This window comes from Paractinoplanes durhamensis, assembly GCF_016862175.1.
Classification (GTDB): domain Bacteria; phylum Actinomycetota; class Actinomycetes; order Mycobacteriales; family Micromonosporaceae; genus Actinoplanes; species Actinoplanes durhamensis.
The window spans coordinates 15886-28829 of the sequence record NZ_BOML01000052.1 but is presented as its reverse complement, the minus strand read 5'-3'; the positions used below and the strand labels follow the sequence as shown (position 1 = coordinate 28829).

Below are 12944 nucleotides of genomic sequence, written 5' to 3'. Positions count from 1 at the left end.
AACGCCGGCCGGTGCGGCAAGCACTCAGCCCTGATTCACTCCAAAGCTGTACGTCGTCTCATCGGTCGCCGTTCCGTCCGCGGTGTGGCCGGTGACGGTCAGCGTGTGCCAACTGAAGCCGGTCGCCGGGGTGAACACCACGTCGGCCGCCCCGGACGAGTCCGCCGCGGCCGTGCCCGCGGCCGCCTCCGCGCCGTTACCATCGGTGAACCGGTAGTCGAACGACACCACGCCCGGCAGGCCACCGCTGAGGTGGAACGTCCCGGCCACGCCGGGCCCGCCCTTCCAGCTGCCGGCCGGATAGTCGGCCGACTGCACGAACACCTCGGCGCCGACCATCAGCGTGTACTGCCGGATCGGGGAGAGAACCCCGTCGGTGAACTGACGCTGCACGTACAGGGTGTTCTCGCCGGTGCGGTCCGGGGTGTACGACACGTCGGTGACCGAGGAGTTCTCGTCCCGCGTGACCTCCTGCACGGCACCGTCGTTGACATGCCAGAGGTACTTCACCGTCGCGTCGGCCATGCCGCCCCAGCCGCCGAAGAAGCCGAGTCGGCCGGGCACGCCGACACCACCGGCCGGGAACCAGTCGTTCCACGAACCTTCGTACTCGACGCCCGGGTCGTTGATCTCGACGTAGATCCGCCGCTCGTCCGACTCGGTGCCGTCCCGGGAGACGGCGACGACGCCGAGCATGGGGACGCTGACGTAGGCGGCGGTCCAGACGACCTGGGCCGAGCCGTCCGCTGCGGCGTCGACGGTCTGCGAACCGTCCGGGTCACCGATCCACTGGTAGCGGTAGCTGACCACGTCCGGCGTCGCCGGCTTGAAGGTCAGCGTCGACTCCCGGCCGACCACGGCGTAGTCCGCGTACGGCCCCTTGTTGGTCACGACCGGCGCGTTGGTGATGCTGATGGTGATGGTGTTCGACGGCGAGAAGGTGCCGTCGGCGAAGATGGCGCGGGCGGTGAAGGTGCTGTCCCCGACGTGGGCCGGGGTCACCGTGACGTCGGTGTAGGCGGCACCGTCGGTGGTGGTCTTCTCGGGCCCGCCGTCGTAGCTGTAGACGAAGCCGGTCACCCCGGGCAGATCACTGGACAGCGACACCCGCACCGGCACGCCCACGCCGTCCCGGACCGGGCAGCACTGCCCGGCGTCCGACCAGATCGCCGGGCGCGTGTCGGTGACCCAGAACTGGTCGTACGCCGTGGTCGAGCGGGTCCCGTCGGCGGTCACCGACGTCACGCCCAGGGAGAAGTAGCCGGGCTTGGTCGCCGTCCACGCCAGGGTGGCCGTGCCGTCCGCGGCCGCGTCCACCCGTTTCTGGTCGCCGTCGCCGAAGTCGTACAGGTAGGCGACCACGCCGGTGGTGCGCGGGGTGAACGTGAAGGTGCCCTGATCGCCGAGGATCGGCTCGGCCGGGAACAGGAACTGCGCGGACGCCAGCTTCGGGGCGTCGTCGACGTAGATCTGCTGGGTGTCCGACCCGATCATCTTCTTGCCCGCGTAGCTGCGGCTGACGATCGTCTTCGTGCCCTTGGTGGCGAACACGACCTGGGCGGTGGCCTTGCTGTCGACCGCCGGCACGGTGGTCTCCGGCCCGCCGTCGACGGTGAAGCCGAACGAGGTGACGTCGGTGGCGCGCGAGTAGAGGTTGATCGTGCTCGGCAGGCCGACCCCGCCGATCAGCACGTCGATGCGCGGCGCGGTGTCCCGGACGTAGAACGCGTAGTTCTTCCAGGGACCGCGGTTGCCGGCCCGGTCCACCGACCGGGCGTTGAGCTGGTCGTCACCGGCGCGGAACGGCGTCACGCTGATCTTCGCCCGGCCGCCCGGGTGGTTGGCGGCGACCGTGGTGCTGATCTGGCTCTGGTTCTCGTAGTAGTCGAAGGCGACCACGTCGCGGTCGCCCTGCGCGTCGAGCAGGAACGTGCCGGCCACCCCCGGGCCACCGGCGCCCGGGTACTGCGTCTCGACGTACTTGCGCGCGATGACCGCCGGCGCGGCGGCCGGGGCGGTGTTGTCGATCGTCAGGTAGCAGGTTTTACCCCACTCGCCCTGATCGTCGTCGTCCTTGGCCTGGACACTCCAGGCCAGCACGGTGCCGTCCGGGTAGGCGCGCAGGTCGGTGCTGACCAGGGGGGTGAAGCCGTAGCCGTACCCGAACCGGGTTTTCGTCTCCGGGTTGTCCACCGGCCACAGCGAGAAGTCCGTGGTCACGTACGCGTTCGGGTCGGGGTCGGTGACCGTCGCGGTGAAGTACGTGGTGCCGCCGGCCGCCGGGTGCCGATCGAGCGTGCCGCAGGCCCGGTCCGGGTTGCGCAGTCGCTGGGCGCTGACCGTCGGCACGGTGTTGGTGGTCATGCTCAGCAGCATCGGGTGCAGCGAGCGCCCGGCCTTCGGGTCGGGCTCGGCCGCGGCCGCCAGGCGTACGCCGAAACTCAGGGTTTTCTCGTTCCGGGCGAGCGCCGCGGTGACGTAGCCGGCCACGTCGACGCTCACGTACGCGCCCGGGCAGTAGGGCCCGGCGCCGAGCGTGCGCTGGGCGACGAGCTCGAGCTCGGCGGGGGACTTGCGCCAGGTCGACTTGTCGGTGACCTTGCCGGTGCGCCAGATCTCGATCGGCGCGGGCGTGGTGCAGTCGGCGACCTCGGTCTCGTACATCGAGAGGCTGGCCTTGTGGATCGCCTGGCCGCGGAAGGCGGCGAGGTCGAAGGTGAAGTAGGCGCGGCGGGTGTGGGTGGTGCCGGCTCCGTCGACGGTGGAGCCGACCGGCGCGTTGCCGGCCGGCTTCACCGAGGCGGTGGTGGGGGTGGCCGAATCCGTGAAGGTCCACGCGCTCAGCGGAGCGCTGGAATAGTTCATGGCCTGGGCGGGCTGAGCCGGCCCGGTCGCCGAAGCGGCCACCAGAGCGAGGACGGTGGCGCCGCGCAGAATGCGGCGCGATTTAGTTTTCATGGTGCTTCTCCCCGGTTTCTCGCCGCGTCTCAAGCGGCGAGCGACCGGATGCTAACACCCGTCGATGGCTCTTAGAAGCCGGGGAATACCGCCCGCAGCTCGTCGAGGGAAACATTGCCGGTTACCGCAATGCCGGGCGCGGTGTACTGCGGGCTCAGGCGGCCGACCAGCAGGCGCAGAGCCGCCTCGAGCGGGCCGTCGAAGGTCGCGGTCGCGGTGGCCGGCTCGGTGGTGAAGCTGATCTGCTCGCCGAGGACGATGCGGTACGGCGTGCCGGTGACGTCGACGACGGCCGGCTCGCGGACCAGGTCGGGCTTGGCGATGAAGCCGAGGTAGAAGCTCAGGCCGCCGCTCAGGTGCTCGGCCAGCACGGTCGCCGAGTCGCCGAGGAGGCCGGCGGCCGGGTCGAGGGCGACCCGGATGTCCCAGCTGTGGTGGGCCACCTCGCTCAGCCGGGTGCCGGCGAACGATGCGAGGGGGATCGCCTGCGGCAGGAAGCCCGGGTTGATCTGGACCGACTCGTGCTGCTCGGGGGTCAGTGCCTCGAGCGCGGCCACCAGCGTGGCGTTCGACTCGACCGAGCCGGCCGCCTGGTCCTCGGGGCTCAGCGCGTTCCAGCGGTCCCACACGCTCTGGTTGAAGCCGGGGCCGGGCTTCTCGATCTCGCCCAGGCCGGCCTTGAGCGCGGCGAGCGTGATCTCGGCGCCGCTGCCCAGGTGCGAGAAGACCTGCGCGACGGTCCAGTCGGAGGCGCCGGACGGGCCCTTGAGCTGGTCGGGCGAGATGGTGGCGGCCGCGGCGGCCAAGGTGTCGTGCTCGGAGCGCAGGGCGGCGATGGTGCCGGCAGCGAGGGTAGTCATGACCCCCAGCCTAGAGCGGCGGCGGGACCGGCCCGAGGTCAACCGGAAGGGCGTCCAGACCGAAGACGATCGAGGCGCGGCGCATCGGCAGCTCGGCCGGGTCGATCGCCGGGCGCATCGCCGGGAAACGGCGGACCAGGGCCGGGTACGCGATGCGCAGCTCCATCCGGGCCAGCTCGGCGCCGACGCAGCGGTGCAGGCCGTGCCCGAACGCCAGGTGCGAGCGGCTGGTGCGCCGACCCGCGTCGATCTCGTCCATCCCCGGCCCGAGCACGGCGTCCCGGTCGGCCGCGCTCAGCGAGCACATCACCATGTCGCCGGCCTTGATCGACGCGCCGGCCACCTCGAGGTCGCGGACCGCGAACCGGGGGAACGCCACCTGCACCACGGTCAGGTAGCGCAGCAGCTCCTCGACCAGGGCGTCCGGTGACTCGCCGCGGCGCAGCGGGGCGGCCAGCCCGGGCTGGGTCATCAGCACCAGGGCGCCGAGCGCGAGCATGCTGGCGCTGGTTTCCAGCCCGCCGGTGAGCACGCCGTCGGCCAGCCCGGCCAGCTCCTGGTCGTCGAGCTCGTCGCCGTGGTCGCGGATCAGCGACCCGATCAGCCCGTCGCCCGGCTTGCGGCGCTGGTCGGCGACCAGGCCGCGCAGGTAGGCCCGGGACTCGTTGATCGCGTCGAGCGGTGCGTAGGCGCCGTCGCCGAGGTCGAACCGGGCGGTGCTGAACTGCTGCACCAGCGCCTGGTCGGCGTAGGGGACGCCGAGCAGCTCGCAGATGGTCAGCGCGGGCACCGGCAGGGCGAACTCCTGCCACAGGTCGACCGGGCCGGTGCTGCGGGACATCGCGTCGAGCCGCTCGGTCACGATGGCGTCGATCCGCGGCTGCAGCCGGGCCAGCCGGTGCATGGTGAACTCCGGCATGATCAGGCGGCGCAGCCGGGTGTGCATCGGCGGGTCGGACATGCCGAGACCGCCCGGCTCCCGGCCCGCGTCCAGCCCGACCTGCGCGGCGAACCGGCCGAAGTCGTTGCTGAAACCGTCGGGGCTGCCCAGCACCGCCCGCACCGGCTCGTAGCCGGTGACCAGCCAGGCCCGGACGCCCAGCGGCAGCGGCAGGCGACTCACCGGCTCCTGCTCGCGCAGGGTGCCGACCTCGGCCACCGGGTCGAGCCCGTCGCGGAAGAGTGGGAACAGCGAGCTGTCCGGCAGCATCGAGAGCGAGCCGCCGAAGGAGATCGAACCGGCTTTTCCGGCGAAGCGACGGGCGGCCCAGCCGAGCAGACGCAGGCGGACCGACGAGAATGTCTTTTGCAAGTCGCCCTCTCTTCCCCAGGAGTTGGCGTACTTGATAGTGGTCCCAAGATCCCACGGACGCAGTGAGGCCGGTCACGGAACTAAAAGTCCTGGTCCGGAATGTGCGCGGGTGCAGCCTTTGGTGCAACCGTCCGTTGTGGCCTTGTCCGTGCCCAGCCCGCAGTCGATGCTATTCGGAGGCGGCGGCAAAGATCACGAAAGGCCGAGATGACGTACGGGCTGGGCGTGGACCTGGGGACCACCTGGACCGCGGCGGCGGTCCGGCGCGGCGATGTCGGCGAGGTGCTCCGCCTCGGCGGCCGGCGGCCCGAGATCCCGTCGGTGATCTTCCTGCCGGAGAGCGGCCCGATCGTTGTCGGCGAGGCCGCCACCCGCCGTGGTGAGCAGCAGCCGGAGCGGCTGGCCCGGGAGTTCAAGCGGCGCGTCGGCGACCCGGTGCCGCTGCTGGTCGGCGGCTCGCCCTATTCGGCGCACGCGCTGCTCGCCCGCCAGCTGGAGCACGTGCTCAGCGTCGCCACCACGATCGAGCAGGGCCCGCCCGCGTCGGTGGTGCTGACCTGCCCGGCCAACTGGGGTCCCTACAAGCGGGACCTCCTCGAACAGGCGGCGCGGATGGCCGACGCACCGCCGGTGGTGCTGCGCAGCGAGCCGGAGGCGGCGGCGATCTCGTACGCGGCCGGTGAGCGCATGTCCGACGGCGACGTGGTGGCCGTCTACGACCTCGGTGGCGGCACCTTCGACGCGGCCGTGCTGCGGCGCACCGCGGCCGGGTTCGAGCTGCTCGGCGCGCCGGAGGGGATCGAGCAGCTCGGCGGGATCGACTTCGACGAGGCGGTCTTCGACCACGTCACCGGTGTGCTGCCGGCCGAGCGGCTGTCCGGCGACGATCCCGAGCTGGTCGCGGCGCTCGCCCGGCTGCGGCGGGACTGCGTCGACGCCAAGGAGGCGCTCTCCTTCGACACCGAGGTGATGATCCCGGTGGCGCTGCCCGGCCTGCACACCCGGGTGCGGCTGACCCGGCGCGAGTTCGAGGCGATGATCGCGCCGCCGCTGCAGGAGACGGTGCGGGCGCTGGGCCGCGCGCTGCGCTCGGCCGAGGTCGCCCCCGACCGGCTCCGGGCGGTCCTGCTGGCCGGCGGGTCGTCCCGGATTCCGCTGATCAGCTCGCTGGTGGGCACCGAGTTCGGCCGGCCGGTGGTGGTCGACCCCGACCCGGAACACAGCATCGCGCTGGGCGCGGCGAGGCTGACCGATGTGCGTACGCCGTCCGCGCGACCCGCCGCCGCCCCGGTGCCCACCCCGGTTCCGGCCGCGCCGCTGCCCGCCGAGCCGGTGCCGCTCCCGGTGCCGCCCGGCCCGCCGCCGACGCTGGAGCTCGCCGTCGGCCGGGCCACCCCGGCCGAGGCCACCGAGGTGCTGCCGACCGGCCCGCGCCGGAACCGCGTCCGCCGGCTCGTCGCGGCCGCCGCCGTGCTGGTGATCGCCGTCGGTGTCCCGGTCGCGGTGTGGCAGTTGCGCGACGACGGCGGCAGCCCCGCCGCCCTGCCCTCAAGTGCGGCCGGCACCCCCGCCTGTGGCTTCGTCGACGACTTCGACGGCACCACCCTCGCCGGGGCCTGGGAACGCAACCGCAAGGACCTGACGATCGACGTCAGCAGCGGGGTGGCCGACCTGACCGTGCCCGACGGCGCCGACATCTACGAGACCAACCTGACCGCGCCGATGCTGCTGCGCCCGATCACCGGCGACTTCGTGCTGGAGGCCACCGTCGAGGCGGCGCCGTCGGTGTTCTACCAGGGCGCCGGGCTGCTGCTGTGGAACGGCGCGACCAGTTACGTACGCATGGAACGGGGTTTCGGGGCGTCCGGCACGGTCGGTTTCGAATACAAGAACGGCGGCCCGCACCAATGGGTGCACGGCACCCAGCCCGACCAGCACCCGATCAAGACCACCGCCACCCGGCTGGTCCTGCGGATGAAACGCGTGGGCAGCACCGTCACCGGTTCCTGGCGCCCGGCCGACCAGACGTTCTACACCGACCTGGCGACCATCCAGATGAAGCTGCCGGCGTCGGTCCGGGTCGGCGTGGCCGCTCTCAACCGGGCCCAGAACGGCGCGAAACCCACCCCGTTCCGCGCCCGTTTCGACCGGATCGCCCTGACCTGCTGACGGGACGGCCTGATCGCCGACCTCCACTAAGCACGGCTCTGCCCCCACCGGAAATCGATTGCGGCCGGTAACCGTCTCCGTAGGGTGATAGCCGTCAATGCCGGCGAGCACACGGGGGTGGCTTTCGCATGCCGATCGTCGAGGCGCGGGGTCTCACCAAGGTTTTCCGCCGGCCGGACAAGGGCACCGGCCTGGCCGGCTCGGTCAAGCATCTGCTGGCCCGGCGCTACGTCGAGAAGGTCGCGGTCGACCACGTCGACCTGTCCATCGAGGCCGGCGAGGCGGTCGCCTACGTCGGGCCGAACGGGGCCGGCAAGTCGACCACCGTCAAGCTGCTCTGCGGCATCCTGGTGCCGACCGAGGGCGAGGTCCGGATCGACGGGCTGCACCCGCAGCGCGACCGGACCACCGTGGCACACCGGATCGGGGTGCTGTTCGGGCAGCGTACGCAGCTCTGGTGGGATCTTCCGGTCGCCGAGTCCCTCGGCGTGCTGCGGGACATCTACCAGGTCGATCACGCCACCTACCGCAAGCGGCTGGCCCGCTTCGACGACGTCCTCGAACTCGGCGAGATCCTGCCGGTGATCGGCCGGAAGCTGTCGCTCGGCCAGCGGATGCGGGCCGACCTGGCGGCCGCGCTCGTGCACGGCCCGCAGGTGGTCTATCTGGACGAGCCGACCATCGGGCTCGACCTGGCCGTCAAGGACCGGGTCCGGGAGTTCTTCCGCAGCCTGCGCGACGAGGGCATCACGGTCATGCTGACCAGCCACGACCTGGCCGACATCGAGGGCTTCTGCCGCCGGCTGGTGATCATCGACGAGGGCCGGATCATCTTCGACGGCGATCTGGAGTCGGTGAAGGACAGCTTCGCCCGCGAGCGCATCCTGCACGTCGAGACGGCCGGGCCGGTGCCGCTGGAAACCCTGCGCGCGTCCCTGCCGGGCGCGGAGGTCACCGAAGAAGAAAGCCCATTGAAGTACGCCGTACGCTTCGACCGTTTCGCGATGACCGCCGGTCAGGTGGTGACCGTGCTCGCCACCCTCACCGACCTGGTCGACTTCCGGGTCGACGAGCCGAGCATCGAGGACGTCATCCGCCGGGTCTACTCCGGCGAGCTGGTGCTGCCCCGATGAAGGGTTACCGGGCCCTGGCCCGGGCGACCGCGAAGGCGGCCCTGGCCTACCGGCTCAGCCTGCTCCTCGGGATGGGCGCGGTGCTCGGTCAGCTCGTCGCGTTGCTCGCGGTGTGGGGCGTGATCCTGGCGCGGTCGCCGGTCAACGGCTTCACCTGGCCGCAGATGCGGGCCTACCTGCTGGTGGCGTTCGCGGCCGGCACGGTCGTGTCGATCCTCGGCGACTTCCGGATGGCGTCGCGCATCCTCGACGGGGACGTGGCGCTCGACCTGGTCAAGCCGATCGACTACCAGAAGGCGCGGCTGGCCGAGTCGCTCGGCGGGCTCTGGATCGAGATCCTGCTGATCGCCGCGGTGATCGGCGTCGTGGTCGCCCTCACCGGCGGCGTGGACATCCCGGCCGGGCCGGCCCTCGCCCTGTTCGCGGCGAGCATGCTCATCCTCGTACCCCTCAAGTTCTTGATCGTCTATGTCAGCACGCTCGCCTGTTTCTGGACGCAGAACTTCATGGGCGTGCAGTGGGCGCGGCTCGCCGTGGTGAACCTGCTGTCCGGGGCGCTGATCCCGCTGGTCTACCTGCCGCACTGGCTGGCGACGGCGGCGCAGTGGTCCCCGTTCGCCGGGCTCACCTCGACCCCCGCGCTGATCTTCCTGGGCCGGGTGCACGGGCGCGAGGCCCTCGTCCTGGTCGCGGTGCAGCTCGGCTGGGTGCTCGTGCTGTGGTTCGGCGCCCGCCTGGTCTGGCGGGCCGCGCTGCGCCGGCTCACCGTGAACGGAGGCTGACATGCGGCTCTACCTGCGGCTGCTCGGCGCGCACTTCCGGTCGTTGCTGGAGTACGAGACCGACTTCCTGATCCTGGTCGCGGCCACGGTGCTCATGCAGGTGATCAACATCGTCTTCCTGGCGGCGCTGTTCGCGAAGGTCCCGGCGATCAACGGCTGGACGTTCTGGTCGGTGCTGATGATGTTCGGCGCGGTCGCCCTGGCCGAGGGCGTCGGCTCGCTGTTCTTCGACGGCATGTGGAACCTCGCCTGGATGATCAACCGGGGCGACCTGGACTACTACCTGGTTCGGCCGTACCCGGTGGTGCTCCAGGTGAGCAGCCACTGGCTCGGCATCAACGGCCTCAGCAACATCGTCACCGGCAGCCTGATGATCGGCGCCGGCCTGGCCCACTCGGCCATCGACTGGACGCCGTGGCGGGCCGCCGTCGGTGTGCTGCTGCTGATCAGCTCGATCGTCATCAAGGTGTCGCTCAACCTGGCCACCAACGCGGTGTGCTTCTGGTCGACCAGCCCGAGCCCGATGTTCGCCTTCGCCATGCACCAGGTCGGCGACCTGGCCCGCTTCCCACTGTCGATCTACCCGGTCGCGCTGAAGGCGGTGCTCGGCCTGGCCCTGCCGTTCGCCTTCATCAGCTTCTTCCCGATCGCCTACCTGCTGAACACCGGCTCGTCGCGATGGCTGGGCCTGCTGACACCGCTGGTCGCCGCCTACTGCGTCGGCATGGCCGCGCTGATCTTCAAGCGTGGGCTGCGCCGCTACGAGAGCGCCGGCAACTAGGAGCGCCGCCGGGCGGAGGAGGTGATTCCTCCGCCCGGCGTGCGTTGCTAGATCACTTCGAAGAGTTCACTGCGGACCCGGGAGAAGTCGTTCGTGGCGTCGCCGGACGGGTTGCCGGACCGGATCGTCCCGATGACCTCCAGCAGGTCGCCCACGTTGATGTGCGGCGAGCCCGGGGCCACGGTGAAGACGAACGCCTGGTTGTTGACGTTCCAGGTCTGGCCGACGCCGATGTTGCCGGTCGCGTTGCCGGCCGGGGTGTCGACCTTGACCAGCTTGAACTGGGTGAGGTTGAAGATCTGGATGGCGGCGGTGTAAGGCGTGATCGAACTCGGGCCGGTCACCCCGTTGCCGGCCTCACCCTCGAGATGGATCTCGAAGCCGGCGGCCTTCTCCACCGTCGGGACCCGGAAGGAGTCCTTCGGGTCGGTCGGGTAGACGGTGATCGCCTCGACGTCGTGGAAACCTGGCATGGGACGCTCCTCTGCGTGAGTTGGCGCAGGCTGATGTGGCAGCAGCTTCATCGGCGCCGCGTGACAGGGGCGTGACAGTTCCGTCACCGTTCACCGCCGGAAGAGTTCGGCGACTTTTCTGGACGGCTCGACGCCGAGTTCGCCGCGGAGCAGATGGCGCAGGCGGCCGAACTGCTGCAGGGCCTCGGCGCGGTTGCCCTCGACCAGATGGGCGCGGATGACCGCGCCGTGCGCGCTCTCCCGCAACGGTTCCAGCGCCACCGTGGCGAGCGCGGCCTCCACCGCGGCCGCGGCGTCGCCGGCCCGCAGGAACCGGTCGGACAGCGCCTCCAGGGCGTGCAGGCGCAGCTGCCGCAGCCGTTCCCGTTCGTGCAGGACCCAGTCGTCGTACCAGCCGGTGAGCAGCTCGTCGACGGTGAGTTCGCGCAGGGTGATGCGGTCCGGCGCGGCCGGCGGGCCGTCCAGGACCCGGGCCGCCGCGGCCACCACGCGGGCCGTGTCGACCTGCACCGACGCGCACATCGACAGGGCGCCGCCGACGGGCGCGCGGAGCAGGCCGGGCGGTTGCAGCCGGTGCAGGGTGGCCCGCAGGTTGCCGTTGGCGCGAAGGTCGGAGGAGTCGGGCCAGAGCGCTCCGGCCACGAAGGAGCGGTCGCAGGTGCCGTGCACGGCGAGGAACGCGAGGAGCCGTTTTCCGTTGCGGCCCACCGCGATCGGCCGCCCACCGGCACTGAGCTGCCAGGCGCCGAGAAGCGAGAGCCGCGGACAGGGTGGTGATTCGGTCATCGTCGCCTCCGCGGAAGCCGGACGAAGATGGGCGGGGGCTGTCGCCCTCAGCTTCCGCCGTGACTCCGGGTTGTCAATCGGGTTACGGACGGTCGGAATCCCGTCAGATCAACGTCTTTCAGGCGGTCCGGGCCGGTAGCGGGCGGCCGGCCAGCTCGCGCAGGTGTTCCAGGACCTGCAGGGCACCGACGCCCAGCGGAAGTGGCTCTTCGGCGAGGTGCTCGCCGGGCAGCGGATCGGCAACGCCCAGTCGGAGCAACGGCTGAAGTTCCTGGTCGCCTTCCGGCCCGGGCTGGTCGCGCCGTTCCTGGCCGCCCAGATGGCCGGGACGTTCCAGAACCTCTCCGGCGGCCGGCTCCTGCTCAACGTGGTCACCGGGGGCGAGGCGCACGAGCAGCGGATGTTCGGCGACTACCTGGACAAGGACGCCCGCTACGAGCGATGTGCGGAGTTCCTGCAGATCGTCAAGGCACTGTGGTCCGGCGAGACGGTCACCCACGAGGGCCGGCACTACCAGCTGGAGAACGCCGCCCTCGCGCAGATCCCGGACCCGCTCCCGGAGGTCTACTTCGGCGGTTCCTCGCCGGCCGCGCTGGATGTCGCGGCCAAGCACGTCGACGTCTACCTGACCTGGGGCGAGCCACCCGCGGCGGTCGCCGAGAAGATCGACCGGGTGCGCACCCTCGCCGACAAGGAAGGACGCGAGCTCCGGTACGGCCTCCGCGTGCACGTCATCGCCCGGGACACCGCCGAGGAAGCGTGGGCCGAGGCCGGCCGGCTGCTCGACGGCATCTCCGAGGAGCAGATCCGGACGATCCGGGCCGGCCTGAGCCGCAGCGAGTCCGAGGGCCAGAAGCGGATGCTGGCCCTGAACGGCGGCACCAAGGACGGCCTGGAGATCTACCCGAACCTGTGGGCCGGCGTCGGCCTGGTCCGGGGCGGCGCGGGGACCGCCCTGGTCGGTTCGCACACCGAGGTCGCCGACCTCATCGAGGAGTACGCGGCGGCCGGCATCAGTGAATTCGTCCTCTCCGGTTACCCGCACCTGGAGGAGTCCTACCGGTTCGGCGAGGGCGTCCTGCCCGAGCTGACCCGGCGGGGGTTGTGGCAGCACCCGGCGCCCAGCCGGCGGTCGGGGTCGGCGGTGCCGTTCGGCGCCCCTTCCGTCAAGGAGGCACGATGACAGCGTTGCGGACCAATCAGGATCTCGACCCTTCTCGGCTGCGGGAGGTCTTCGGCATCTTCCCGAGCGGCGTGGTGGCGGTGGCCGCCCTGGTCAACGGCGAGCCGGTCGGCCTGGCCGCCAGCTCGTTCACCTCGGTCAGCCTCGACCCGCCGCTGGTCTCCTTCTCCATCGCGAACGCCTCGAAGACCTGGCCCGACCTGCGCCGCGCCGCGCACCTGGGCGTCACGATCCTCGCCGACCACCACTCGACGGTCGCCCGCCAGCTGGCCGGCCCGGTCGAACGCCGCTTCGACGGCCTGTCGCTGACCGCCACCGATGACGGCGCGGTCACCCTGGACGACGGCCTGGCCCACTTCGACACCACGATCTACCGCGAGGTGCTGGCCGGCGACCACACGATCATCCTGTTGCAGCTGCACGCGGTCCACCACGGCGGCCACGCCGAGCCGTCCCCGCTGGTCTTCCACCGAAGCCGGTTCGGCCGCCTGCACAACGGCGGCTGAA

The 12944-nt window shown here is 71.3% G+C and carries 11 protein-coding genes; 6 read left to right on the top strand and 5 right to left on the bottom strand.

Features of this window, described 5'->3' with window-relative positions; genetic code table 11:
- Positions 1-24: 24 nt before the first annotated feature.
- The 3 genes from Adu01nite_RS32070 to Adu01nite_RS32060 all read right to left on the bottom strand — a co-directional run bounded on the left by Adu01nite_RS32070 (position 25) and on the right by Adu01nite_RS32060 (position 5130).
- On the bottom strand, positions 25-2958 hold the full coding sequence (locus tag Adu01nite_RS32070; RefSeq protein WP_203732476.1) for a DNRLRE domain-containing protein: 2934 nt from the start codon (positions 2956-2958) through the stop codon (positions 25-27).
- Positions 2959-3029: 71 nt separating this feature from the next.
- Complete coding sequence (locus Adu01nite_RS32065) at positions 3030-3818, bottom strand: maleylpyruvate isomerase N-terminal domain-containing protein (RefSeq protein ID WP_203732474.1); 789 nt, start codon at positions 3816-3818, stop codon at positions 3030-3032.
- 10 nt (positions 3819-3828) lie between these two features.
- Complete coding sequence (locus tag Adu01nite_RS32060; RefSeq protein WP_203732471.1) at positions 3829-5130, bottom strand: cytochrome P450; 1302 nt, start codon at positions 5128-5130, stop codon at positions 3829-3831.
- Between the two features lie 207 nt (positions 5131-5337).
- On the opposite strand from Adu01nite_RS32060, the gene Adu01nite_RS32055 reads away from it, so the two are divergent.
- From Adu01nite_RS32055 to Adu01nite_RS32040, 4 genes are all read left to right on the top strand, one after another.
- A complete protein-coding gene (locus Adu01nite_RS32055) occupies positions 5338-7299 on the top strand; it encodes an Hsp70 family protein (RefSeq protein ID WP_203732468.1) in 1962 nt (653 codons plus the stop codon).
- Positions 7300-7427: 128 nt separating this feature from the next.
- On the top strand, positions 7428-8432 hold the full coding sequence (locus tag Adu01nite_RS32050; RefSeq protein WP_203732465.1) for an ABC transporter ATP-binding protein: 1005 nt from the start codon (positions 7428-7430) through the stop codon (positions 8430-8432).
- Complete coding sequence (locus Adu01nite_RS32045) at positions 8429-9214, top strand: ABC transporter permease (protein ID WP_203732463.1); 786 nt, start codon at positions 8429-8431, stop codon at positions 9212-9214. The genes Adu01nite_RS32050 and Adu01nite_RS32045 overlap by 4 nt, the downstream gene beginning before the upstream one ends.
- Position 9215: 1 nt before the next feature.
- Positions 9216-9995: an ABC transporter permease gene (locus tag Adu01nite_RS32040; RefSeq protein WP_203732461.1), complete on the top strand. Its 780-nt coding sequence runs from the start codon at positions 9216-9218 to the stop codon at positions 9993-9995.
- Between the two features lie 47 nt (positions 9996-10042).
- Here Adu01nite_RS32040 and Adu01nite_RS32035 read toward each other — a convergent pair whose 3' ends face one another.
- Both Adu01nite_RS32035 and Adu01nite_RS32030 read right to left on the bottom strand, forming a co-directional pair.
- Positions 10043-10468, bottom strand: coding sequence for a hypothetical protein (locus Adu01nite_RS32035; RefSeq protein ID WP_203732459.1), 426 nt, complete (start codon positions 10466-10468; stop codon positions 10043-10045).
- Between the two features lie 90 nt (positions 10469-10558).
- The gene (locus Adu01nite_RS32030; RefSeq protein WP_203732457.1) at positions 10559-11254 is read right to left on the bottom strand and encodes an AfsR/SARP family transcriptional regulator; all 696 of its coding nucleotides are present in this window, start codon (positions 11252-11254) and stop codon (positions 10559-10561) included.
- Between the two features lie 217 nt (positions 11255-11471).
- Here Adu01nite_RS32030 and Adu01nite_RS32025 point away from each other — a divergent pair, with 217 nt between their 5' ends.
- Together Adu01nite_RS32025 and Adu01nite_RS32020 are read left to right on the top strand one after the other, a co-directional pair.
- Positions 11472-12437: an LLM class flavin-dependent oxidoreductase gene (locus Adu01nite_RS32025; protein ID WP_239132861.1), complete on the top strand. Its 966-nt coding sequence runs from the start codon at positions 11472-11474 to the stop codon at positions 12435-12437.
- On the top strand, positions 12434-12943 hold the full coding sequence (locus Adu01nite_RS32020; protein ID WP_203732455.1) for a flavin reductase family protein: 510 nt from the start codon (positions 12434-12436) through the stop codon (positions 12941-12943). Before Adu01nite_RS32025 ends, Adu01nite_RS32020 begins: the two co-directional genes overlap by 4 nt.
- Position 12944: the final 1 nt, after the last annotated feature.